The sequence below is a fragment of the Micrococcus sp. TA1 genome (assembly GCF_014199555.1).
Lineage (GTDB): Bacteria > Actinomycetota > Actinomycetes > Actinomycetales > Micrococcaceae > Citricoccus.
The window spans coordinates 2,291,102-2,311,479 of record NZ_JACHNW010000001.1 but is presented as its reverse complement, the minus strand read 5'-3'; the positions used below and the strand labels follow the sequence as shown (position 1 = coordinate 2,311,479).

The 20,378-nt window shown below is 72.3% G+C and carries 18 protein-coding genes, 1 tRNA gene and 1 pseudogene; 10 read left to right on the top strand and 10 right to left on the bottom strand.

What is annotated here, in order from left to right; genetic code table 11:
• Positions 1-20: 20 nt before the first annotated feature.
• From rarD to GGQ69_RS10135, 5 genes are read right to left on the bottom strand one after another with little or no spacing between them, the layout of a single operon-like run.
• The gene (gene rarD, locus GGQ69_RS10155) at positions 21-929 is read right to left on the bottom strand and encodes an EamA family transporter RarD (protein ID WP_183527681.1); all 909 of its coding nucleotides are present in this window, start codon (positions 927-929) and stop codon (positions 21-23) included.
• On the bottom strand, positions 926-4,990 hold the full coding sequence (eccCa, locus tag GGQ69_RS10150; protein WP_183527679.1) for a type VII secretion protein EccCa: 4,065 nt from the start codon (positions 4,988-4,990) through the stop codon (positions 926-928). Before eccCa ends, rarD begins: the two co-directional genes overlap by 4 nt.
• Positions 4,987-6,060: a hypothetical protein gene (locus GGQ69_RS10145; protein WP_183527669.1), complete on the bottom strand. Its 1,074-nt coding sequence runs from the start codon at positions 6,058-6,060 to the stop codon at positions 4,987-4,989. The genes eccCa and GGQ69_RS10145 overlap by 4 nt, the downstream gene beginning before the upstream one ends.
• Positions 6,060-7,418 (bottom strand): type VII secretion integral membrane protein EccD, encoded by a 1,359-nt coding sequence (eccD, locus tag GGQ69_RS10140; protein WP_183527667.1) that lies wholly within the window; start codon positions 7,416-7,418, stop codon positions 6,060-6,062. Before eccD ends, GGQ69_RS10145 begins: the two co-directional genes overlap by 1 nt.
• A 1-nt stretch (position 7,419) precedes the next feature.
• A complete protein-coding gene (locus GGQ69_RS10135; protein ID WP_183527659.1) occupies positions 7,420-7,713 on the bottom strand; it encodes a hypothetical protein in 294 nt (97 codons plus the stop codon).
• 193 nt (positions 7,714-7,906) lie between these two features.
• On the opposite strand from GGQ69_RS10135, the gene GGQ69_RS10130 reads away from it, so the two are divergent.
• The 4 genes from GGQ69_RS10130 to htpX all read left to right on the top strand — a co-directional run bounded on the left by GGQ69_RS10130 (position 7,907) and on the right by htpX (position 11,063).
• Positions 7,907-8,236, top strand: a complete 330-nt coding sequence (locus tag GGQ69_RS10130) for a hypothetical protein (RefSeq protein ID WP_010143169.1) — start codon at positions 7,907-7,909, stop codon at positions 8,234-8,236.
• Between the two features lie 55 nt (positions 8,237-8,291).
• Positions 8,292-8,594, top strand: a complete 303-nt coding sequence (locus GGQ69_RS10125) for a hypothetical protein (RefSeq protein ID WP_010143170.1) — start codon at positions 8,292-8,294, stop codon at positions 8,592-8,594.
• A gap of 126 nt (positions 8,595-8,720) precedes the next feature.
• A complete protein-coding gene (locus tag GGQ69_RS10120) occupies positions 8,721-10,109 on the top strand; it encodes an FAD-dependent oxidoreductase (protein ID WP_183527657.1) in 1,389 nt (462 codons plus the stop codon).
• Positions 10,110-10,199: 90 nt separating this feature from the next.
• Entirely contained in the window at positions 10,200-11,063 is an 864-nt protein-coding gene (gene htpX / locus GGQ69_RS10115; RefSeq protein ID WP_183527655.1) for a zinc metalloprotease HtpX, read from the top strand.
• Position 11,064: 1 nt separating this feature from the next.
• Here htpX and GGQ69_RS10110 read toward each other — a convergent pair whose 3' ends face one another.
• Complete coding sequence (locus GGQ69_RS10110; RefSeq protein ID WP_183527653.1) at positions 11,065-11,547, bottom strand: hypothetical protein; 483 nt, start codon at positions 11,545-11,547, stop codon at positions 11,065-11,067.
• 8 nt (positions 11,548-11,555) lie between these two features.
• Positions 11,556-12,036, bottom strand: a pseudogene (locus GGQ69_RS10105) (YajQ family cyclic di-GMP-binding protein).
• Between the two features lie 130 nt (positions 12,037-12,166).
• Between GGQ69_RS10105 and GGQ69_RS10100 the strand changes: the two are divergent.
• From GGQ69_RS10100 to GGQ69_RS10090, 3 genes are all read left to right on the top strand, one after another.
• Positions 12,167-12,251: transfer RNA gene (locus GGQ69_RS10100), tRNA-Tyr, on the top strand.
• A gap of 80 nt (positions 12,252-12,331) precedes the next feature.
• Entirely contained in the window at positions 12,332-13,498 is a 1,167-nt protein-coding gene (locus tag GGQ69_RS10095) for an RtcB family protein (RefSeq protein WP_183527651.1), read from the top strand.
• An 82-nt stretch (positions 13,499-13,580) separates the two neighbouring features.
• Positions 13,581-14,642 (top strand): DUF368 domain-containing protein, encoded by a 1,062-nt coding sequence (locus GGQ69_RS10090; protein WP_183527649.1) that lies wholly within the window; start codon positions 13,581-13,583, stop codon positions 14,640-14,642.
• A 9-nt stretch (positions 14,643-14,651) separates the two neighbouring features.
• Here GGQ69_RS10090 and GGQ69_RS10085 read toward each other — a convergent pair whose 3' ends face one another.
• A complete protein-coding gene (locus GGQ69_RS10085; RefSeq protein WP_183527648.1) occupies positions 14,652-15,101 on the bottom strand; it encodes a hypothetical protein in 450 nt (149 codons plus the stop codon).
• A 207-nt stretch (positions 15,102-15,308) separates the two neighbouring features.
• Between GGQ69_RS10085 and trxA the strand changes: the two genes are divergently transcribed.
• Entirely contained in the window at positions 15,309-15,680 is a 372-nt protein-coding gene (gene trxA, locus GGQ69_RS10080; RefSeq protein WP_183527646.1) for a thioredoxin, read from the top strand.
• A 3-nt stretch (positions 15,681-15,683) separates the two neighbouring features.
• On the opposite strand, the gene GGQ69_RS10075 is transcribed toward trxA, so the two are convergent.
• Complete coding sequence (locus tag GGQ69_RS10075) at positions 15,684-16,685, bottom strand: DNA-3-methyladenine glycosylase (protein ID WP_183527644.1); 1,002 nt, start codon at positions 16,683-16,685, stop codon at positions 15,684-15,686.
• A gap of 94 nt (positions 16,686-16,779) precedes the next feature.
• On the opposite strand from GGQ69_RS10075, the gene GGQ69_RS10070 reads away from it, so the two are divergent.
• Both GGQ69_RS10070 and GGQ69_RS10065 read left to right on the top strand, forming a co-directional pair.
• On the top strand, positions 16,780-18,270 hold the full coding sequence (locus GGQ69_RS10070; RefSeq protein ID WP_183528553.1) for a cystathionine beta-synthase: 1,491 nt from the start codon (positions 16,780-16,782) through the stop codon (positions 18,268-18,270).
• Between the two features lie 43 nt (positions 18,271-18,313).
• On the top strand, positions 18,314-19,558 hold the full coding sequence (locus GGQ69_RS10065) for a cystathionine gamma-synthase (RefSeq protein WP_183527643.1): 1,245 nt from the start codon (positions 18,314-18,316) through the stop codon (positions 19,556-19,558).
• Here the strand turns inward: GGQ69_RS10065 and GGQ69_RS10060 are convergent.
• Positions 19,545-20,108, bottom strand: a complete 564-nt coding sequence (locus GGQ69_RS10060) for a hypothetical protein (RefSeq protein WP_183527641.1) — start codon at positions 20,106-20,108, stop codon at positions 19,545-19,547. The genes GGQ69_RS10065 and GGQ69_RS10060 overlap by 14 nt on opposite strands.
• Positions 20,109-20,378: the final 270 nt, after the last annotated feature.

Sequence of the window (20,378 nt, the reverse complement as noted above, 5' to 3'; positions counted from 1 at the left end):
CGGGCTGCCCGGGCCCGGGATCACCCCCGCGGCTGCCGCCGTGCGGCCCGCAGCGAGTCCCAGCTGAGCACCAGCAGGGCACACCAGACGAGGATGAACCCGGCCCACCGGCCGGCGGTCATCTCCTCACCGAAGACCAGCAGCGCCACGAGGAACTGGATCACCGGGGTCAGGTATTGCAGCATGCCCATCACGGACAGCGGCAGGCGCCCGGCGGCGGCACCGAAGAGGATCAGCGGGATGGCCGTGACCAGTCCGGAGGCGGCCAGGATCCAGAAATGACCGGCACCTTCGGAGAGCAGGGTGAGCCGGCCCGATGCGGACAGCCACCAGACACCGGCCGCCATCACGGGGACCAGGACCACGGTCTCGGCGGCGAGCGAGGACACCGGGTTCACGGAGACCCCGAGCCGGTTCTTGGCGATCCCGTAGCCCCCGAAGCTCAGGGCCAGGCCCACCGCGAGCCAGGGGAAGGACCCGTGACCGACCACCATGACCGCTACCGCGGCCACGGACAGGCCCACAGACACCCACTGGGCCGGGCGCAACCGTTCGCCGAACATCACCACGCCAGCCAGGACGGACACGAGAGGCAGGATGAAGTAGCCCATCGCCGCCTCCAGGGTCTGCCCGGAGACCACCGCGTAGGTGTAGATGGCCCAGTTCGCGCCGATGAGCACCGAGGCGAGGGTGGTGGCTCCCAGGCGGCCCGGGCTGCCCAGGAGCCGGCCGACCTCGTGCCAGCGACGCAGGGCGAACAGCAGCACGGCGCAGGTGACCAGGGTGAAGCCGATGCGGACCAGGACCACTTCCAGCGCGGTCGCCGGGGCCGTGGCGGCCACGTACAGCGGCAGCCCGCCCCAGAACAGGTAGGCCCCCGCCCCGTAGGCCAGCCCGCCCGGGGTGACGGGACGCTGGGCCGTGGTCACTGCGAGGCGCCGTCGTAGAAGGTCTGGACCGTCATGACGGGCTTGCCCGTGACGAGCAGCTGGCCGCGCCCCGGGGGCAGCCTGCGCGCCTTGACGCCGTTGATGAGGCTGCCCTCGCCCTTGTCCCCGGACAGGATCAGCGCGGAGGTCCCGTTGTCCCGCAGGGTGGAGAAGAAGGTCTCGTACATGCCGCGGGAGGACCCGCGCACGCGCCGGGTCAGCACGTAGTTCATCCTCAGCTCGGCGGCCATCGGGATGAACGGGACCAGCGGCGCCAGCGGGGACTGGCCCCCGCCGACGGTGAGGATGTCGTAGTCGTCGATCAGGGCGACCATCCGGGCGCGGCGCTGGGGGACCGACTGGTCCTGGCCGGGGTCCTGGCGCTTCTTGATCTCCTGCAGCACGGCGTTGGTCAGCTGGGCGCCCACGGCCGCGTTGGTGGCGTAACCGCCCAGGTAGTCCTCCGGGACCTCGTCACCGAGCACCCGCCGCGGGTCCCAGACCACGAAGAACAGCTCCTCGTCGGTGTGGGTGGCGGTGAAGCGGCGGATGACGTTGCGCAGCAGGTTCGTCTTGCCCGTCTCCTCGTCGCCCATGACGATGAGGTTGCGGTCCTTGTGCTCCAGGTCGAGGCACTCGGTGCCTAGGTCCAGTTCGCGCAGCCCCAGCGGGAGCAGGCCCTGCCGTTCGGGCGTGGGGCAGGTTGCGGCCTCGACGACGCCCGGCAGCACCCGGACCTTCATGGCCGAACCGGTGGTGAAGGACCCGACCTGGCCGACCAGCTCCCTGAGCCCGTCGGTGACGGAACCGGGTTCGGCCCGGCCGTCGATCCGCGGCAGGGCCACGTGGGCCTGCAGCCCGGCCGGGGTCAGGGCGCGCCCGGGGGCCTCCGGATTGACGTTGTCCGCCAGCCTGCGGTCGATCGTGGACTCGCCGGCATCGGTCAGGCGCAGTTCCAGCCGGTGCGTGAAGAAGGACTGGTGGGTGGAGCGGACCTCGTTGTTCCGGCTCACCGTGGTGACCACGTGGATGCCGTAGCCGCCGCCGCGGGTCATGATCGCGGTGACCTTGGGCACGAGCTCCTCGAACTCCTCGGCGAACTGGCCGTGGCCGTCGACCACCAGGAAGATGTCCGCGCTGGGCAGCTCGGGCAGGCGGCCCTCGGCGTGCATCCTGCGCATGGTCGGCAGGGAGTCGATGGCGTACTGCTCGAAGATGCGCTCGCGGTGGGCGAGCATGCCCGCCACCTCGTCCACCGTGCGGGTGATGACCTCCCGGTTGGTGCGGATGGCCACCCCGCCCACGTGCGGCAGCTGCTGCAGGGGCAGCATCCCGGCCCCGAGCAGGTCGACGCAGTAGATGCCGACCTGGTGCGGGGAGTGGGTCAGCGCCAGCGCGCCGACCAGGGTGCGCAGCGTGGTCGACTTGCCGGACTGCGGGCCGCCGTGGACCAGCAGGTTGCCGGAGCCGGCGGTGAAGTCGATCTCCCACAATCCCTGCCACTGGCGGGCGGGGTCGTCGAGCAGGCCGATGGGCACGGTGAGGTCGCCGCCGGCGGGCAGCCGCAGTCCGTCGCCGGTGTTCCTCGGCTCGCCCACCGCCTGGTCCAGGGTGATGGCCGGCGGCAGCGGCGGCAGCCAGATCGGCTGCACCGAACGGGGGAAGGTGCGCAGGGTGTCCATCATGGTGGACATCACCGTGGGTCCGGTGGTGCGGCGGGCCGGGCCGTCCTGCGTCACGGACCCCGCCGGGGCGGCCCCGCCGGTCCCCGCGGCGGTGCGGGCCTCCTCGAGCACGAGGGCGTAGTCCGTGGCCCGCAGCACGGGCGGGACCTCGTCCGCCGGGTCGGGGACCTCGGCCTCGTCCTCGAACACCTCGTCCTCCATCGGGCCGGAGACATAGCCGGCCTTGAACCGCGAGTACACGGTGGTGTCCACCTTGAGGTAGCCGTACCCGGGCAGCGGGGGCAGGTGGAAGGCGTCCGGGGTGTCCAGCACCGTGCGGGACTCGGACTCCGAGAGGGTGCGCAACCCGATCCGGTAGGACAGGTAGGTCTCCAGACCGCGCAGCTTGCCGGCCTCGATGCGCTGGGAGCTCAGCAGCAGGTGTACGCCGATCGACCGGCCGATGCGCCCGATGGACAGGAACAGGTCGATGAAGTCCGGGCGGGCCGTGAGCAGTTCGCCGAACTCGTCGATGATGACGACCAGGTGGGGCAGCGGCGGCAGCGGCCTGTCCTGCCGGCCCGAGGCCAGTTGCTCCTCGCGGTGGATCTGGTAGTCGGTGATGTTGGCGATGTTCCCCGCGGACCTCAGCACCTCCTGCCGGCGCAGGATCTCCCCGTTCAGGGAGGCGTAGACGCGCTCGATCAGGGTCAGGTCGTCCGAGAGGTTGGTGATGATGCCGGTGACCTGCGGGGCGCCCTCGAACGGGGCGAAGGTGGCCCCGCCCTTGAAGTCGACCAGCACCATGGCCAGCACCTCGGGGGAGTGGGTGGCCAGCAGGCCGAAGACCAGCGAGCGCAGCATCTCGGACTTGCCGGAGCCGGTGGCGCCCACGCAGAGCCCGTGCGGGCCCATCCCCAGTTGAGCGGCCTCCTTCAGGTCCAGCAGCACCGGCTTGCCCTTCTCGTCCGGCCCCAGGGGAACCCGCAGGAAGTCCGCGTGGGGACGCGGCTGCCACAGCCGCTCGACGTCGGCCCGGTCCAGCTGCGGGGACAGCTCCAGCATCTGCAGGAAGGACCGTGAGGCGGCGGTCTCCGCCCCGGTGTGCTCGAGCGAGTCCAGGGAGAGCCGCAGGGGCGCCAGCTCGGAGACGATCCCGGCCGCGGTGTGCTCGTCCAGCGGGTCCAGCCCGCCCTCGGTGCGCTCGGGGCTGCCCTGGTCCCGGGTCCGGTCCTCCAGCAGGAAACCGGTCCGGCCGTCCGGGCGCGGGCCCTGGCCGGTGAGGCGCAGGGAGACCTCGGAGGGTTCCTGCAACCGGTCGGCGCACAGGTGCAGGGCGGTGATGCCCCGGGCCTGGAGGCTGAAGTGGGAGTCGCCGAAGTCCAGGTCCTGGGCGTCCGCGCCGTAACCGTCCACCACCACCACGAGCCGGGACAGGGTGGGCGGGCCGGAGGTGAGCTCGGTGCCGAACCGGGTGTTCTCCCCGGCGGCCTTGGAGCGGTACTGCAGGTCGGCGTCGAGCAGTTCCAGCAACGAGCCCGCGTCCGGGGCGATGAGCTTGACCGCGCCGGTGAAGTGCTGGGCGGAGGTGTCGTCCAGGTGGGGGAGCAGTTCGAGCCAGTCCCAGTCCGGGCGCCGGTGACGGGGCGTGATGACCGCGATCCGCAGGTCCTCGGGGGACTGCAGGGCCGCGGCACCGGTCAGCAGGGACCGGGTCACCTGCAGGACGAACTCGCGCGGGCCCACCACGGAGATGTTCCCGGCCGAGTCCAGCGGCACGGTGACCGGCATGTGCGGGGCGGCCTCGAAGCGGCGCTGGAGCACCTCGGCCTCGCGCACCATGAACTCGTCCTGGATGGCCGTGGCGGTCTCCAGCAGGTTCACGCCGATGTCCCGGGTGGGCAGGTGCCCCGAACCGATGCGGCAGCGCAGGAAGTCCTCGTGGTAGCGGCGCCGCTCCCAGAGCCGGGCCGGGTCCCGGACGATGTCGAACAGGGCGGCCGGCGGCGGGCTGGCGGTCCGGGCGGCCTGCTGCGCCTCGATCTCCTCGTCCCGCAGCCTCGCGCGGGTGCGCTCCAGGTACCGGGTGTAGGTGTCCCGCAGGATGGTGCGCTGCCGGGTGGCCTTGCCCCGTGTGGAGATGAACATGGCCACGCCCACCACCACCGAGACCATCATGGCGATGGCGCCCACGGCGGCGAACGGGCTCTGCCGGAACGTCATCATCACCATCATCGAACCGCCGGCGGCGAGCATCGGCAGGATCGTCATGATGCTGCCGCCCCCGGCCTCGGCGGCCGCGGGGTCGACCGGCTGGGGGCCCTCGATCGAGAACGGCCGGAACCGGCGTGCCGGCGCGGACGTCCGCGCCGGGCGGTGGACGACCTTCTGGCTCACCGGTGCCCTCCCCGCGCCGGACCGGCCCCGTTCGCCAGGCCCAGGACACGGCCGGACAGCTCGGCCACGGCCATCCGGTTCTCCGGACGCGTCAGTGGCAGGGACACCCCCACCCCGGTGGCCAGGTGCCGGTCGTGGCGCAGGGCCACGGACAGCACGCCCACCCGGCTCAGGGCCGCGGCCTGGGCGAGCGGGTCCAGGACCCCGGCCGCGTCGGTGGCGACGACGGCGGCCGCCACCGGCACCGAGGACAGGAACGGGTCCTCCCGCCAGTGCCGCAGGTACCCGGTGGCCTCGTCGATGCCCGCGGGGGTGGCCGGCGTGACGAACACGGCGGCGTGGCTGCGGGCCAGCGCCGCGGCCGCGTCCGGGGACTGCGGCCCGGTGGGGCAGTCCAGGACCGTGACGGGGAAGTACCGGGAGAGGCCGGAGAACAGCGCGGTGGTCGCCGCGTCGCCCAGTGGGTGGCCGGCCACCCGGGGCCCGGTGTGGAACAGGTCCTCCCCGGACACCGCCATCCGGGAGCCCACCTCCTCGAGGGTGGCCGAGGTCATCGCGGACAGTTCGGCCGCGAGCTGGTCCGCGCCGGGGGCGGGCACGGACAGGGTCGTGCTGCCCAGGCGCAGCCCGAGGGAGCCCAGGGCGGGATCCAGGTCCACGGCGGCCACCGGCTCGGGGCGCAGCGCCGCGAAGGTCCGGGCCATCATGGCGCTCACCGTGGTCTTGCCGGCGCCGCCGCGCAGGGACACCACCGCGATCCGGCGCCCGGTGGTGACCGGGGCCTGGATCACCCGGGCGTGGGCGGCCATCCGCTCCGGGGTCGGGTCGTGCCGGAACAGGGCGCCCAGCGCGCGGGCCGAGCGGGCCCACAGGGACAGGGCTGGCCGGCGGGCGTACTGCCGGGCCGCCCGATCGGCGACCGGCTCGAAACCGGTCAGCGGGTCGTCCTGGCCGCGGGCCACGTCGGACCGCAGGTCCACCGGGGTGGACCACCGGGCGTCTGCGGAACCGGGGAGGGGGCGGTCCGGGAGGGGGCCGGCGTCGGTCCAGGGATCGTTCAGGCGGGTCATCAGAAGGTCTCCAACAGTGAGGCGTAGATCCCGAAGTAGCCGATGAGCAGCGGGATGACGGCGAACAGGGCCAGGCCCTCGAGGGTGTCCCCGGTGCGGCGCACCCGGGCCTGCGCGTGTTCCGGGAGGGTCACCGAGAGACCGGAACCGGTCAGCAGGGCGAGGCCGAGCAGGACCACCAGGAACACGGCGTCGGCCTCGGGCAGGAAGTCGACGGCCAGCCGGACCAGGGCCAGCACCCCGGTCGCGGCGGCCAGGTACAGCGGGATGCGCTGGGCCGCCAGCGGGAAGGACCGCGCCCGCAGCCCGACGGCCAGGGCCAGGAACGCCAGCATCGGCAGCGAGAAGGCGTGCCCGCGGGTGTCGGTGCCCACCAGCCACACGGCCAGCGCCAGGGACACCGCGCACGCGACGGCGCTGGCGATCAACCCGCCGTGGGCCGATTCGATGGCCCGCCGGGCGTCCGTGCGCAGCACCGGCCGGCCGCCGGCCTGGCCGTCGTCCAGCCCGGCCAGCCCGGAGGCGCCCAGGGCGATCGTCGGCAGCAGGCCCAGCACCAGCAGCGTGACGACCCCGGCGATGCCCGCCGCGCCGACGGTCACCTCCGCATCCCTGCCGCCGATGGCCCACGCGGCGACCGCCGGGGCCACCGCCCAGGTCAGGGTGAGCCCCCCGGTCACGGCGGCGGCGATGAACATGGACAGGGGCCGGCGGACCACGAACCCGAGAAACCCGAGCACGAGCGCGGTCAGCGCCCCCAGGCCCACCGCCAGCCATGGGGTGTCCAGTCCCAGGCGCACGAGCCCGGTGGCCGCGAACAGCGCCCCGGTGCCGGTCAGGGTCCCGGCGACCGCCCGCATCCGTCCCGGGGCGGCCAGGGACGCGCCGGTGACGAGCAGCACGGCGGCCACGCCGAAGCAGGCCCACCCGGTCCAGGCGTCCTCGGCCAGGAAGCGGTCCAGCAGCCCGACGACGGCCAGCCAGGCCCCGAGGGCGGCGAGCACCCCGCAGACGAGGAACCGGTAGGTGTCCGACCAGCGTCCGGGCACCGCGTCGGTGGCATCGGAGACGGTGTCGTTGAGGTCGTAGATGATCGGGGCCGGCGGGGCCTCGGTCTGCGAGACCAGTGCGAGGCGCTCGCCGTCGAGCACCCCGGCCTCCGCGAAGGTCTGCACGGCGGGCACGGTGTCCCCGTCGGAGCGCACGAGCACCTTCGCGCCGAGGGACTCCCGGGGCCGGTCGTCGAGCACGTCGAGGATCTGCGGCATCAGCGCCCCGACGGGGGTGTCCGAGGGCAGCAGCAGGTCCGCGTTGCGGCGCTCGCCGGACAGGGAGATGCGCGTGTAGGGGTGGGGCACGTCAGGACCTTCCGGGCAACGGGGAGGAGGAGGGGGCGGCGTTCAGGGACTGGCTCTGGCGCTGTTCGCGCTCGGCACGTTCGTCCTGCCAGTTGGTGATGACCATGACCACGAAGGAGATCGCCACGCACAGGGCGCAGGCCAGGGCCGCGGTGACCACGCCGTAGACGAGGACCCGGGTCCGTTCCCGCCAGCGCCGCTCGGTGGGGTTGGCGCCGAAGAGGAAGGCGGACGTCAGCCGGTTCCGGCGCACCTCCACCGATTCGATCAGCTGCGCGTCGAAGTCCATCGCCATGGGCTGCGATCCCCCTCTCGTGTCCCGTCACCGACCCTGCCTATCATTCCAGTCCCGGCGGCCCCGGACGGACACCCCATACCGGCCGGACATGGGTAGTTCTCCCCATCGGGGCCGGTTGACTCTCCCCGGCCCGGGCTCGGAGGATGGGACCACACGCCACGGGGCCACCGGGCCTATGACACCCAAGGGGATGAACCAGCTCATGAAGCTCGAGATGACGGACATCGACGTCTTCCACAAGTCCATGCAGGACTCCGGTGACTCCGGGGAGCAGCTGCTCGCCGAGGTCGTGAACCTCGAGAACGCCGTGGAGCAGCTCAAGCACACCTTCAAGGGCTCCGGTGCCGTGGCCTACAACAACTTCATGGTCGAGGTCGACGCCTGCGAGAAGAAGCTGTACGAGGCGTTGGGCCTGATCAACGTCGGCCAGGGCGAGATGTACAAGTCCTACGTCGACCAGGAGGAGACGATGACCTCGGACGCCGAGGCCCAGCCGGTCGACTTCCCGATGGGCCGCTGAGCCGCCCGGCGCACCCCTCGCCCCTCCCACCCGACCCCCGAAAGGACCATGACCCATGAGCACCATCTCCTACGACTCCGGCGCAGCCGCCTCCTACGAGGCCGAGGTCGCCGCCATCACCGGCCGCATCGAGGGCATCATCGGTGACCGCGAGTCCCAGAAGAACTACGTCGCCTCCAACTACCAGGCCACGGACAACGACGCCGACTACGACATGGTCGAGCAGAAGTGGCTCGAGGCCGCCGACGCCGTGCGGGCCCTGGTCGTGCAGGCCCGTGAGCTGATGGAGAAGAACGACGACACCGCGGCCACCGCGCACTCCCGTGCCTCCGGCGCCATCGCCGGCATGCGCGCCTGATCCCCCGGTTCTCACCACCCAGGGGCGGTGACCTGCACCACGGAGGTGCACGTCACCGCCCCTCGCCGTCGCCCGGAGGATAGACTGGAGTGCTGTCTGCTCTCTCGTCTTACGGAAGGACACTTCGTGACCTCTGCCCCCGACCGCCCCCTTCGCCTCGCGATCGTCGGAGCCGGGCCGGCTGGCGTGTATACGGCAGACCTGCTGACCAAGGCCGAACGGGACTTCGAGCTCAGTATCGACCTGTTCGACCGCTACCCCGCCCCGTACGGGCTGATCCGCTACGGCGTGGCCCCGGACCACCCGCGGATCAAGGGCATCGTCAAGGCCCTGCACAAGGTGATGGACCGCGGTGACATCCGCTTCCTGGGGGACGTGGACTTCGGCACCGACCTGACCCTGGAGGACCTGCGCCGCCACTACGACGCGGTCGTCTTCTCCACCGGTGCCATCCGGGACGCCGACCTGGACATCCCGGGCATCGGGCTCGAGGGCTCCTTCGGCGCCGCCGACTTCGTGTCCTGGTACGACGGCCACCCGGACGTGGACCGCGAGTGGCCGCTGACCGCCAAGGAGGTCGCGGTGATCGGCAACGGCAACGTGGCCCTGGACGTGGCCCGGATGCTCTCCAAGCACGCCGATGACCTGCTGGTGACCGAGATCCCGGAGAACGTGTACGCCGGCCTGAAGGCCTCCCCGGTGACGGACGTGCACGTCTTCGGCCGCCGCGGCCCCGCCCAGGTGAAGTTCACCCCGCTGGAGCTGCGCGAGCTGGCGCACTCGAAGGACGTGGACATCGTGCTCTACCCGGAGGACTTCGAGTTCGACGCCGCCTCCGAGGAGGCGGCCGCCTCCAACAACCAGGTCAAGACCATGGTCGGCACGCTGACCAACTGGCTGGTCGAGGAAAAGGACACCGGGGCCTCGCGCCGGCTGCACCTGCACTTCCTGCAGCAACCGGTGGAGGTCCTCGGCGAGGACGGTGCGGTCACCGGGCTGCGCATGGAGCGCATGGAACTGGACGGCACCGGCAACGTGAAGGGCACGGGGGAGTACACCGACTACCCGGTCCAGGCCGTCTACCGCGCCATCGGCTACCACGGGTCCCCGGTGCCCGGGCTCGCCTTCGACGAGCGCCGGGGCGTCATCCCCAACGACGCCGGCCGGGTCCTGGACGGGAACGGCACCCCGGTGCCCGGTGTCTACACCTCGGGTTGGATCAAGCGCGGCCCCGTGGGCCTGATCGGCCACACCAAGGGCGATGCCCTGGAGACGATCGGGTGCCTGCTGGAGGACCAGTCCGATCTGTGGACGGCCGAGGTCCCGGACGAGCAGTCGATCCTGGACCTGCTCACCGAGCGCGGGGTCCGGTACACCACGTGGGAGGGCTGGCTGAAGCTGGACGCCCACGAGCTCTCCCTGGGCGCCGCGGCCACCGAGTCCGGTCCGGTCGAGCGCGAGCGCGTCAAGGTGGTCGCGCGCGAGGAGATGGTGGACATCAGCCGCGCGCAGTGATCGCCGCCGGCCTCCGCAGCCCGGCCCCGCGGGGAATCTGCGGGGGCCGGGCTGCGTTGTAGCGGACACGAGACCCGAGAGGACGTGGGCGTGCACCGCCACAACAACGGACTGAAGACGACCCTGCTGTTCGCGGGCATGTTCGCCGTGCTGCTGGCCATCGGTGGCGCGATCGCCGCCGGCACCGGACGGGCGGCGTGGATCTGGGTCTTCGCGCTGATCGGCGTGGCCTCCACCGCCTACAGCTACTGGAACAGCGACAAGATCGCCATCCGGTCCATGCACGCCTACCCGGTCACCGAGGCCGAGCAGCCGGAGATGTACCGGATCGTCCGCGAGCTCTCCGACCGGGCCGGCCAGCCGATGCCGCGGCTCTACGTGGCGCCCACGCCGTCCCCGAACGCCTTCGCGACCGGACGGAGCCCGCAGCACGCCGCCGTGTGCTGTACCGAGGGGATCCTGCGGATGCTCAACGCCCGGGAACTGCGCGGCGTGCTCGGGCACGAGCTGATGCACGTGTACAACCGGGACATCCTGACGTCCTCCGTGGCGGCGGCCATGGCCGGCGTCATCACCTCGGTGGCGCAGTTCCTGATGTTCTTCGGGGCCGGCCGGGACAACCGCAACGTCAACCCGCTGGCCCTGATCGCCCTGTCGCTGCTCGCCCCGATCGCGGCGTCCCTGATCCAGATGTCCATCTCGCGGACCCGGGAGTACGACGCGGACGAGGACGGGGCGAAGCTGACCGGTGACCCGCTGGCACTGGCCTCGGCCCTGTACAAGCTGGAGCACGGGATCCAGGCCGCGCCCCTGCCGCAGGAGCCCCGGCTGGAGACCACCGCGCACCTGATGATCGCCAACCCGTTCCGGGACGTGCGGAAGCTGTTCTCCACGCACCCGCCGATGGGCGACCGCGTCCGGCGGCTGGAGGGCATGGCCCGCCAGCTCGGCTGAGTCACTCGGCCGGGGCCAGCCCTCCGGCGCGCTGCCAGGCCCGGACCAGGTGGTCCTGCACGGGGTCCTCGGCCAGCTCCTCCGCCCTCTTCTCGGCCTCGCGCAGGGCGCCGTTGGAGGCCTGCCGGGCCTCCTCCGCCACCGCCCGCTCGTGCCGGAACCAGGCCCGGTCCTCGAACCGGGGCTCGTCCGCGATCGACTCCAGCTGCTGGGTCACCAGCCGGTGGTTCTGCTGCACGGCCCTGAGCCGGTCGGGTTCCAGCGCCTGCGCCACGAACCCGCCGTGCACCACCAGGCCCCGGCGGGCGTCGATGCCGTGCCGCAGGGCCAGGGCCAGCAGCCGTGCCGGTTCCACCGTGCCCGGGTCCGGCCGCCAGTCCAGGTCGGCCAGGCGGCGTCGGCCGGCCTTCTCATCGGCCAGGGCGAGGCCGAGCTCGATGTCGGCGGTGTAGACGGTGCTGTCCGGGGTGATCAGGTAGAGCACGGCGTCTCCTAGCGGAAGTTGATGAACTGCAGGTCGGCGTCCTCGAAGTCCTTGAGCAGGGCGATGGTCGACTGCAGGTCGTCCCGTGACTTGGAGGAGACCCTCAGCTCGTCGCCCTGGATGGTGGCCTTGACCGACTTCGGTCCCTCGTCACGGATCAGCTTGGTGATCTTCTTCGCGGTGGGCTGGTCGATGCCCTCCTTGATGGAGGCCTCCAGGCGGTACTCCTTGCCGGAGGCATACGGCTCGCCGGCGTCCAGGGACTTCAGGGAGATGTTGCGCTTGACGAGCTTGGACTGGAACACGTCCAGAACCGCCTTGACGCGCTCCTCGGAGTTCGCCTTCATCAGGATGGACTCCCCGCTGAAGTCGAGTTCCGCGCCGACGCCCTTGAAGTCGTACCGCTGCGCGCTGGGCCTGGTTCAGCGCGTTGCTGACCTCCTGCTTGTCGACCTTGCTGACCACGTCGAACGTCGAATCGCTGGCCATGTCTCCTCTTCCGTGGGGGGTGGTTTCCGGTGTCGTGGCCAGCCTACCCGTCACGGATTTCAGAATCAGGGCAGGGCTCCGGTAAAGTGAGTTCTCGCCTGCTCCACGGATGCGTCCGGGGAGGGCCCGCGGCAGATTACCCGAGCGGCCAAAGGGGGCTGACTGTAAATCAGCTGGCATTGCCTACGGGGGTTCGAATCCCTCATCTGCCACCAGTGAACGGCGCCAAGGCCCCGGGACCACCACGGTCCCGGGGCCTTCGGCCTTCCCGGGCCCGCACGGCACCATGGTGACCATGGAGCACATCACCGACCGGCTCGTCAGCTGGGCCTCCCTGCTGGACGAACAGACCCGCGAGCAGGCCCTCGCCACCTCCCGGCTGCCGTTCATCCACCCCCACGTGGCCCTGATGCCCGACGCCCACCTGGGCAAGGGCGCCACGGTGGGCTCGGTCATCCCCACGCTGGGGACCATCATCCCGGCCGCCGTGGGCGTGGACATCGGCTGCGGCATGATCGCCGTGCGCACCCAGTTCTCCGCGTCCGACCTCCCGCAGGACCGCGCCGCGGTGCGGCGGGCCATCGAGCGGGCCGTGCCCCTGAGCGCCGGCCACTACAACAGGACGGTCAGCCCGACGGCGGCCCCGCGACTGTCCGAGCTGGCCGACGCCGCCGCGGCGGCCGGCCTCGACCCGGCCTCCTACGCCGGGAACTGGGAACTGCAGCTGGGATCACTGGGCTCGGGCAACCACTTCATCGAGATCTGCGTGGACGAGCAGGACCGGGTCTGGACGTTCCTGCATTCCGGTTCCCGCGGGGTGGGTAACCGGATCGCCCAGCACCACATCCAGGTGGCCACGGCCCGGGCGCGCCGCTCGGGGGTCAGCCTGCCGCACCCGGACCTCGCCTACCTGGACGAGGGCACCGAGGAGTTCGACCGGTACATCCGCGAGCTGCGCTGGGCCCAGCACTTCGCGCTGCTCAACCGCGAGGAGATGATGGACCGCGTCCTGCGCCAGGTCTCGGACTGGATGCGGGCCCCGGTGCAGGAGCAGGAGAGGATCAACTGCCACCACAACTTCACCGAGTCCGAGCACCACTTCGGCCGGCAGGTCTGGGTCTCGCGCAAGGGCGCCATCCGGGCCACGGCGGGGGAGCCGGGACTGATCCCCGGATCCATGGGCACCGCCTCCTACGTGGTGGCCGGCAAGGGCAACGAACTCTCGCTGAACTCCTCCCCGCACGGGGCCGGACGCTCCTACTCCCGCAGGGCCGCCCGCCGGACCTTCACCCTCGCCCAGTTGCGCGAGGCCATGGCCGGCATCGAGTACCGGGACACGGAGGCGTTCCTGGACGAGATCCCGGCCGCCTACAAGCCGATCGACCGGGTCATGGCCGACTCCGCGGACCTGGTCTCCGTCCGGCACGCCCTGCGCCAGATCGTCAACGTCAAGGGCGACTGAGCGCCCCGGCACTCCTTGCTACCGTGGTCGGGGCCCCTGCCGCCGTCACGCCTGCCCGCCACTGCCCGAGGACTGCACCACCATGCCCCATCACGTCGAGCCCGAGCCGGAACACGCGCCGGGACCGAGACACCGTCAGACCTCCGTGCCCGGGAACCTGGTGCGCGGCGCCCTCATCGGCCTCGTCGAGACCGTCCCCGGGGTCTCCGGAGGCACGGTGGCCCTCGTGGTCGGCATCTACCACGACCTCATCGACTCCGCCTCCCACCTCATCTCCGCCCTGCGGATCGCGGTGACCGGGCCTGACCGCGGCGCGGGGGTGCGGCGCCGGCTGGGCCTGGTCCGCTGGCGCGTGGTCCTGCCGGTGCTGCTGGGCATGGTGGCCGCCGTGTTCACCGCCGCCGGTCCCGTGGCCGATGCGGTGGACGCCCACCCGGTGCAGACCCGCGCGCTGTTCTTCGGCATGGTCCTGGCCTCCGTGGCCGTGCCCGTCCGCATGATCCTCCACGACCTGGAGCACCGCCGCGTCCTGGCCGATGCGCAGGACGACGTCTCCCACCTGCGCCTGCGCCCCTGGCACCTGGCCGCGGGGCTGGCGGCCGCCGCTGGGACCTTCGTCCTGGTCTCGCTTCCACCGACCTCGGTGGAGGCCCACCCGGCCGTGATCGTGCCCGCCGCCGCCGTCGCGGTCTCCGCACTGGTGCTGCCGGGGCTGTCCGGGTCCTTCCTGCTGCTGACCTTCGGCCTGTACGAGCCGACGCTGCGTGCCGTGGACGAGCGGGACCTGGCCTATCTGGGCCTGTTCATGCTCGGCATGGTGATCGGCCTGGCGGTCGTGGTCAAGGTCCTGAAGTGGCTGCTGCATCACTGGCACACCCTCACCCTGACCCTCCTGACCGGTGTGATGGCCGGGGGCCTGCGCGTGCTGTGGCCCTGGCAGGATGAGCGGCGCGGTGTGCACGGGCCGGACGCCGACCTGGGCCAGGCGATCGGCCTGGGCGTCCTGGGCTTCCTCGTGGTGGCCGCACTGGTGACCCTGGACGCATGGATGATCCGCCGCCAGCTGCGCGCGGAGACGATGGTCGAGGCCGTGGCCGTGGCCGATCCCGAGCCCGGGCTCGAGATCGGGGCCGAGACCAGGTAGGGGGCGTCCTCACGCCGCGAGGGGCAGGGGCGTCACGTCCCAGATCGTGCAGAACGCGTCGTCGTCGAGCCCCATCACGGCCTGGTAGTACGCCCACGCCCACGCCGGGGCGCCGTTGGAGTCCGGCGGGGCCACCGGGCAGTCCCCGGGATGCAGCCAGGCGCCGTCCACGCAGATGAAGTCCAGATACCCGGCGATCGCCCCGTCACGGGGCGGCCTGAGGTTGTCCTTGAGGTCCGCGGCCTTCGCCACCCCGTAGAGCTCCGTGGCCTCCGGGTCCAGCACCAGCCCGCAGTCCCGCCCGAACGCCTCGACCCAGTCCATCGACTCCCGCAACGCCTCCTCCGGATCCGGTCGCTCCACCACCACCATCACCGTCGAGCGGCGCCCGGGCAGCAACGGTCCGGGGCCCGCCGGGCCGCGCTTGCCATGACTCGGGGGGATCGGTGTCATCGTCATCTCGTCCTCCAGGGGGTCGTGGCCCCGATCGCCGGGGCCGGTGAGGGCCACGCTAGGAACGGGCGCCGGCCGCCCGCCGGGGGGCATCCGCCCGACCGTGGGGGACCGGCGGGAGGCGGTCCCCTGTGGAGGAAGGCGCCTGTGCATTCACTGGCAACCTGGGGATACCGCGGATCCACCCGGCCGCCGCACGGTTAGGGTGGGGGGATGGCAACCACCGAGATCACCGAACCCGACTTCGAGACGACCCTCACCGAGAACGACATCGTCCTGGTGGACTTCTGGGCCGACTGGTGCGGCCCCTGCAAGCAGTTCGCCCCCGTCTACGAGCAGGTTTCCGCACGGCACGAGGACGTCGTCTTCGCCAAGGTGGACACCGAGGCCGAGCGCAATCTGGCCGCCGCCGCGAACATCACCTCGATCCCCACCCTGATGGCCTTCCGGGACAAGGTCCTGGTCTACGCCCAGCCCGGCGCGATCAACGCCACCCAGCTCGAGGAACTCGTCTCCGCCGTCAAGGGCCTGGACATGGACGAGGTGCACAAGCAGGTCGCCGAACAGCAGGGTCAGCAGCAGTAGCGCTCACCGCCGGCGGTGGTCCGCCGGCGTCAGCCGCGGCCCGAAGCGGCTGAACCGGTACCCGGACAGGCCGATCAGCCGGACCACGCGCTGGCGGTGCCCGGCATAGGGAGCCAGCAGCCGCAGCATCCCGGCATCGTCCGTGCGCCGGCCCGTGAGGGCCTCGCCCACGTGGTGGGCCAGGTGGAAGTCCCCGACCGCCACCGTGTCCGGCGCCCCGTGGGTGCGCTGGACCGTCTCGGCCGCGGTCCACGGCCCGATCCCCGGCACGGTGCACAGCCGCCCCACCACGGACGCCGGGTCGTCGTCGGCTCCCAGCGGGTCGGCCCCGAGCCGGTCCAGCGCGGAGGCCCGCTCCGCCACCCGCAGCATCGCCCGCGACTGGGCCGGCTGGACCCAGCCGGCGTGCCAGCCCCAGCTCGGCACCTGGCGCACCGCCGCCGCCGTGGGCGCCAGCAGCATCCCCTCCGGCGCCGGCCCCGGGGGCCTCTCGCCGTAGCCGCGCACCAGCCAGCGCCAGCCCGAGCGCGCCTGGTCGTGGGTGACCTTCTGTTCCAGCACGACCATCAGCAACTGGTCCACCACCCGCCCCGTCGCCGGCAGTCGCAGCCCCGGATGCGCGCGCCGGGCCCGCACCACCGCCGGCGGCAGCCCCGAGGCTCCCGAGGCGAGCAGCGCGTCGAAACCGGACCAGTCGTCGTCGAGCCCCAGCAGGGACGGCGCGGCGGCCACCGCCGCCTGGGCACCCGGCCCCCAGGCCAGCACCGGGATCCGGCCGGGCGCCAGTGGGGACGGCGCCGGGCGGACGAGCAGCGTCACGGGATCCCCGGCGCCGGGCTGGCGGAAGCACAGCCAGACCCCCTCGGGGCGGGACTGCACCGTGGGATCGGCGTGACCGCGCTGCAGCACCCCCAGCGTCAGCCGCACGTCCACCGGGATCCCCGGCTCCAGGATCACCCCCGCATCCGGGGCCGGCAGGGTGCCGGAGGGGGTGGTCGTGTGCATCCCTCCATTCTCCCGCACGCCAGCGGTCACGCGGATTCACGCTATTGCCGCCCCGGACCGGCCCGGCGGTAGCGTGGAGCCCATGACAGAGCAGATGCACTACGCCGAGAACGTTCTCGGGCTCATCGGCAACACCCCGCTGGTGAAGCTCAACCGGGTCACCGAGGGCATCAGCGCCACCGTGCTGGTCAAGCCCGAGTACCTCAACCCGGGCGGATCGGTGAAGGACCGCATCGCCCTGGCGATGATCGAGAACGCCGAGGCCGAGGGGAAGCTGGCCGCCGGCGGCACCGTGGTCGAGCCGACCTCCGGCAACACCGGCGTCGGCCTGGCACTGGTGGCCCAGCTCAAGGGCTACCACTCCGTCTTCGTCACCCCGGACAAGGTCGGCCAGGAGAAGCGGGACGTGCTGCGGGCCTACGGCGCCGAGGTCGTCGTCACCAAGACCTCCGTGGCCCCGGAGTCCGAGGAGTCCTACTACGGCGTGGCCAACCGCCTCGAGCGGGACATCCCGGGCGCCTACCAGCCGAACCAGTTCTTCAACCCCTCCGCCCCGCAGTCCCACTACCAGACCACCGGCCCGGAGATCTGGCGGGACACCGCCGGACGCCTGACCCACGTCGTCATCGGCGCCGGCACCGGCGGGACCGTCACCGGCACCGGCCGGTACCTCAAAGAGGTCTCGGCCGGCCGCGCGTCGGGCCCGGTCAAGGTGGTCGTCGCGGACCCGGACGGCTCCATCTACTCCGGCGGCACCGGCCGCCCGTACTTCGTGGAGGGCGTCGGCGAGGACATGATGCCCGGCAACTACGACCCGTCCGTGCCGGACGAGGTGATCGCGGTGGACGACGCCGCCTCCTTCGAGATGACCCGCCGGCTGGCGGCCGAGGAGGGGCTGCTCGTGGGCGGGTCCTCCGGGATGGCCGTCGTGGCCGGGCTGCAGGCCGCCCGTGACCTCGGCGAGGACGACGTCATGGTGATCATCCTGCCGGACTCCGGCCGCGGTTACCTGGGCAAGATCTTCAACGACGGCTGGATGGACGAGCAGGGCTTCGAGACGGCGCCGGCCGAGTCCGTGCTGCCGGCCGGCGGGGTGCCCGGGGGAGTCCCCGACGTCGGCGCCGCCACCGCACCGGGTGCCGCGGGTGGTGCCCCCACGGGTCACTGGGAGGGCACCGTGAAGGACCTGCTGGCCGCGAAGTCCTCGGTGCTGCCCGGATCCCTGCCGGACGTCGTGACGGCCCCGAAGGACGCCACCCTGGCCGACGCGATCTCCACCATGAACCGCTTCGGCGTGGACGCCCTGCCGGTGGTCAGCGCCCCGCGCGACGACCTGCGCGTGGGCGAGGTGCTCGGCGCGGTGGACGTGGGGGCGCTGACCGACCTGCTGGCCTCCGGCCGGGCCCTGCCGACGGACGCGGTCCTCGACCACGCCGGCCCGGCCCTGCCGAAGGTCAACGTCCACGCGACCCTGGCCCAGGCCCGCGAGGCCCTGCGCACCGCTCCCGCCCTGATGGCCACCCACCACGGCGTGGTGACCGGCATCGTCACCCTGCACGACCTGCTGGCCCGCGTGGCCCGCTGACCTGCTCTCCCGCTCTCCCGTTGTCCCGCTGAAAGGATCCGTCATGACCGAACGTGCCGCCGAGCCCGCCGAGAACGTCCAGACCGACCGGCCCGCCGGGGCGGAGGACTACGACTACACCCTCCACCCCACAGCGGGCTTCAACACCCGCGCGATCCACGCCGGCCAGGCCTTCGAGCCGATCACCGGCGCGGTCGTGCCGCCGGTGCACCTGTCCACCACCTACGCCCCGGAGTCCATCGGCACCCTGCGCCGGGGTTATGACTACGGCCGCGGCACCAACCCCACCCGTGACGCCCTGCAGGAGCAGCTCGCCGCCCTCGAGGGTGGCGTGGACGGCGCCGCGCGGGCCTTCACCTTCGGCTCGGGGCTGGCCGCCGAGAACGCGCTGATCCACGCCGTGGCCGCCCCCGGGGCCCACATCGTCATGGGCAACGACGTCTACGGCGGCACCTACCGCCTCATCGACAGGATCCTGGGCCCGTGGGGCATCGGTCACACGGTGGTGGACATGGGTGACGTGAACGCCGTCGAGCAGGCCATGGCCGCCTCGAAGGCCTCCATCCTGTGGCTGGAGACCCCCTCCAATCCGCTGATGAAGGTCTCCGACATCGCCGCCCTCGCGGACGTCGCCCACTCCGGTGGCGCGCTGCTCGTGGTGGACAACACCTTCGCCACGCCCTACCTCCAGCTTCCGCTCGAGCTGGGCGCGGACGTCGTGGTGCACTCCACGACGAAGTACATCGGCGGGCACTCGGACGTGATCGGGGGTGCCGTGGTGGTCAACGACCCGGAGATCGCGGACAAGGTCCAGTTCCAGCAGTTCGCCGCCGGCGCGGTCAACGGCCCCCTGGACGCCTATCTGACCACCCGCGGTCTCAAGACCCTGGGCGTGCGGATGGACCGGCACGTGGCCAACGCCTCCACGATCGCCACCTGGCTGCAGGACCGTCCCGGCGTGGAGCGCGTCCTCTACCCGGGGCTGCCGGACCACCCCGGCCACGAGCTGGCCGCGCGGCAGATGCGCGGCTTCGGCGGCATGGTCTCCGTGCAGTTCACGGGCGGGGCCGCGGCCGCGAAGAAGGTGGCCGAGTCCACGCGGCTGTTCCAGCTCGCCGAGTCCCTGGGCGGCATCGAGTCGCTGATGAACTACCCGGCCGAGATGACCCACGCCTCCGTGGCCGGCACCGAGCTGGCCGTGCCGGACAACCTGGTGCGACTGTCCGTGGGCATCGAGGACGTGGCCGACCTGATCGACGACCTGGACCGGGCGATCAGCTCGCTCTGAGCCGGCGGCGCACCGGGGGCAGCCACAGCAGGGCGGCCCCCGCCAGCAGGACCGCGGCGATGGCGATCAGGGCGGGATTGCCGCGCACGACCAGGGGGATGCCCACGATCACCGCGACCCCGGTCAGCAGGCCGGCGGCACTGCGCCGGCCGCGCATCAGCTGGACGGCACCGATCCCGGTGGCGACGGTGAGCACGCCGGTGAGGCCGGCCAGGACGTACTGGCCGGCCGCACCGTCGAGCGGTGTCTCTGGGACGACGTCGGTGCGGCCCGTGAGACCGGCCACCAGGAACGCCGTGGCCAGCAGGAGGAACAGCGCCGTCACCGCACCCCACCACCAGCGGGCGGTCCGCAGCAGCACGGAGCCCCCGACGTCGGCGCGCGCCTGGCGACGTCGCCGCTCCTCGCGCTCGAGCCGGGCCTCGGCCTCCGCCCGCTCCTGACGGGCGGCGCGGGCCCGCTCGGCGTCCTGCCGCTGTCCGTCGAGGAACGAGCGCGTGGCCTTGCCGGCGGCGCGGGCGAGGCGGTGGTCGGGGTTCTCGTGAGGCACGTCTCGAGCCTAACGGCAGGGCCGGGGCACGGGATGCGTTAGACTTGAGGCACCATTCCGGTCAGAACCCCTGTGTACGCCCTCGCGAAGGGCGTCGAGTTGTGTGGCCCCTCCCGACACCGTGTCGGAGCAGCGGGCGGCCGGTCCTTCACACCCCAGCCGTTCCTCCGTCGAGGTCGTGGCCCGCCCGTGCGGTGACCATCCCCTGACGGAACCGGCCGGGCGCGGACCGCCAGGTGAGTATGGAACGGGCGTGATGTTGGACCGCGC

Bases quoted from the DNA above. Each gene is read 5' to 3' on its own strand.
- GGQ69_RS10145 (WP_183527669.1), bottom strand. From the start codon at position 6,060: ATGACCCGCCTGAACGATCCCTGGACCGACGCCGGCCCCCTCCCGGAC.
- GGQ69_RS10135 (WP_183527659.1), bottom strand. From the start codon at position 7,713: ATGGCGATGGACTTCGACGCGCAGCTGATCGAATCGGTGGAGGTGCGC.
- GGQ69_RS10130 (WP_010143169.1), top strand. From the start codon at position 7,907: ATGAACCAGCTCATGAAGCTCGAGATGACGGACATCGACGTCTTCCAC.
- GGQ69_RS10125 (WP_010143170.1), top strand. From the start codon at position 8,292: ATGAGCACCATCTCCTACGACTCCGGCGCAGCCGCCTCCTACGAGGCC.
- GGQ69_RS10095 (WP_183527651.1), top strand. From the start codon at position 12,332: ATGGAGCACATCACCGACCGGCTCGTCAGCTGGGCCTCCCTGCTGGAC.
- GGQ69_RS10090 (WP_183527649.1), top strand. From the start codon at position 13,581: ATGCCCCATCACGTCGAGCCCGAGCCGGAACACGCGCCGGGACCGAGA.
- GGQ69_RS10085 (WP_183527648.1), bottom strand. From the start codon at position 15,101: ATGACGATGACACCGATCCCCCCGAGTCATGGCAAGCGCGGCCCGGCG.
- trxA (WP_183527646.1), top strand. From the start codon at position 15,309: ATGGCAACCACCGAGATCACCGAACCCGACTTCGAGACGACCCTCACC.
- GGQ69_RS10075 (WP_183527644.1), bottom strand. From the start codon at position 16,685: ATGCACACGACCACCCCCTCCGGCACCCTGCCGGCCCCGGATGCGGGG.
- GGQ69_RS10070 (WP_183528553.1), top strand. From the start codon at position 16,780: ATGCACTACGCCGAGAACGTTCTCGGGCTCATCGGCAACACCCCGCTG.
- GGQ69_RS10065 (WP_183527643.1), top strand. From the start codon at position 18,314: ATGACCGAACGTGCCGCCGAGCCCGCCGAGAACGTCCAGACCGACCGG.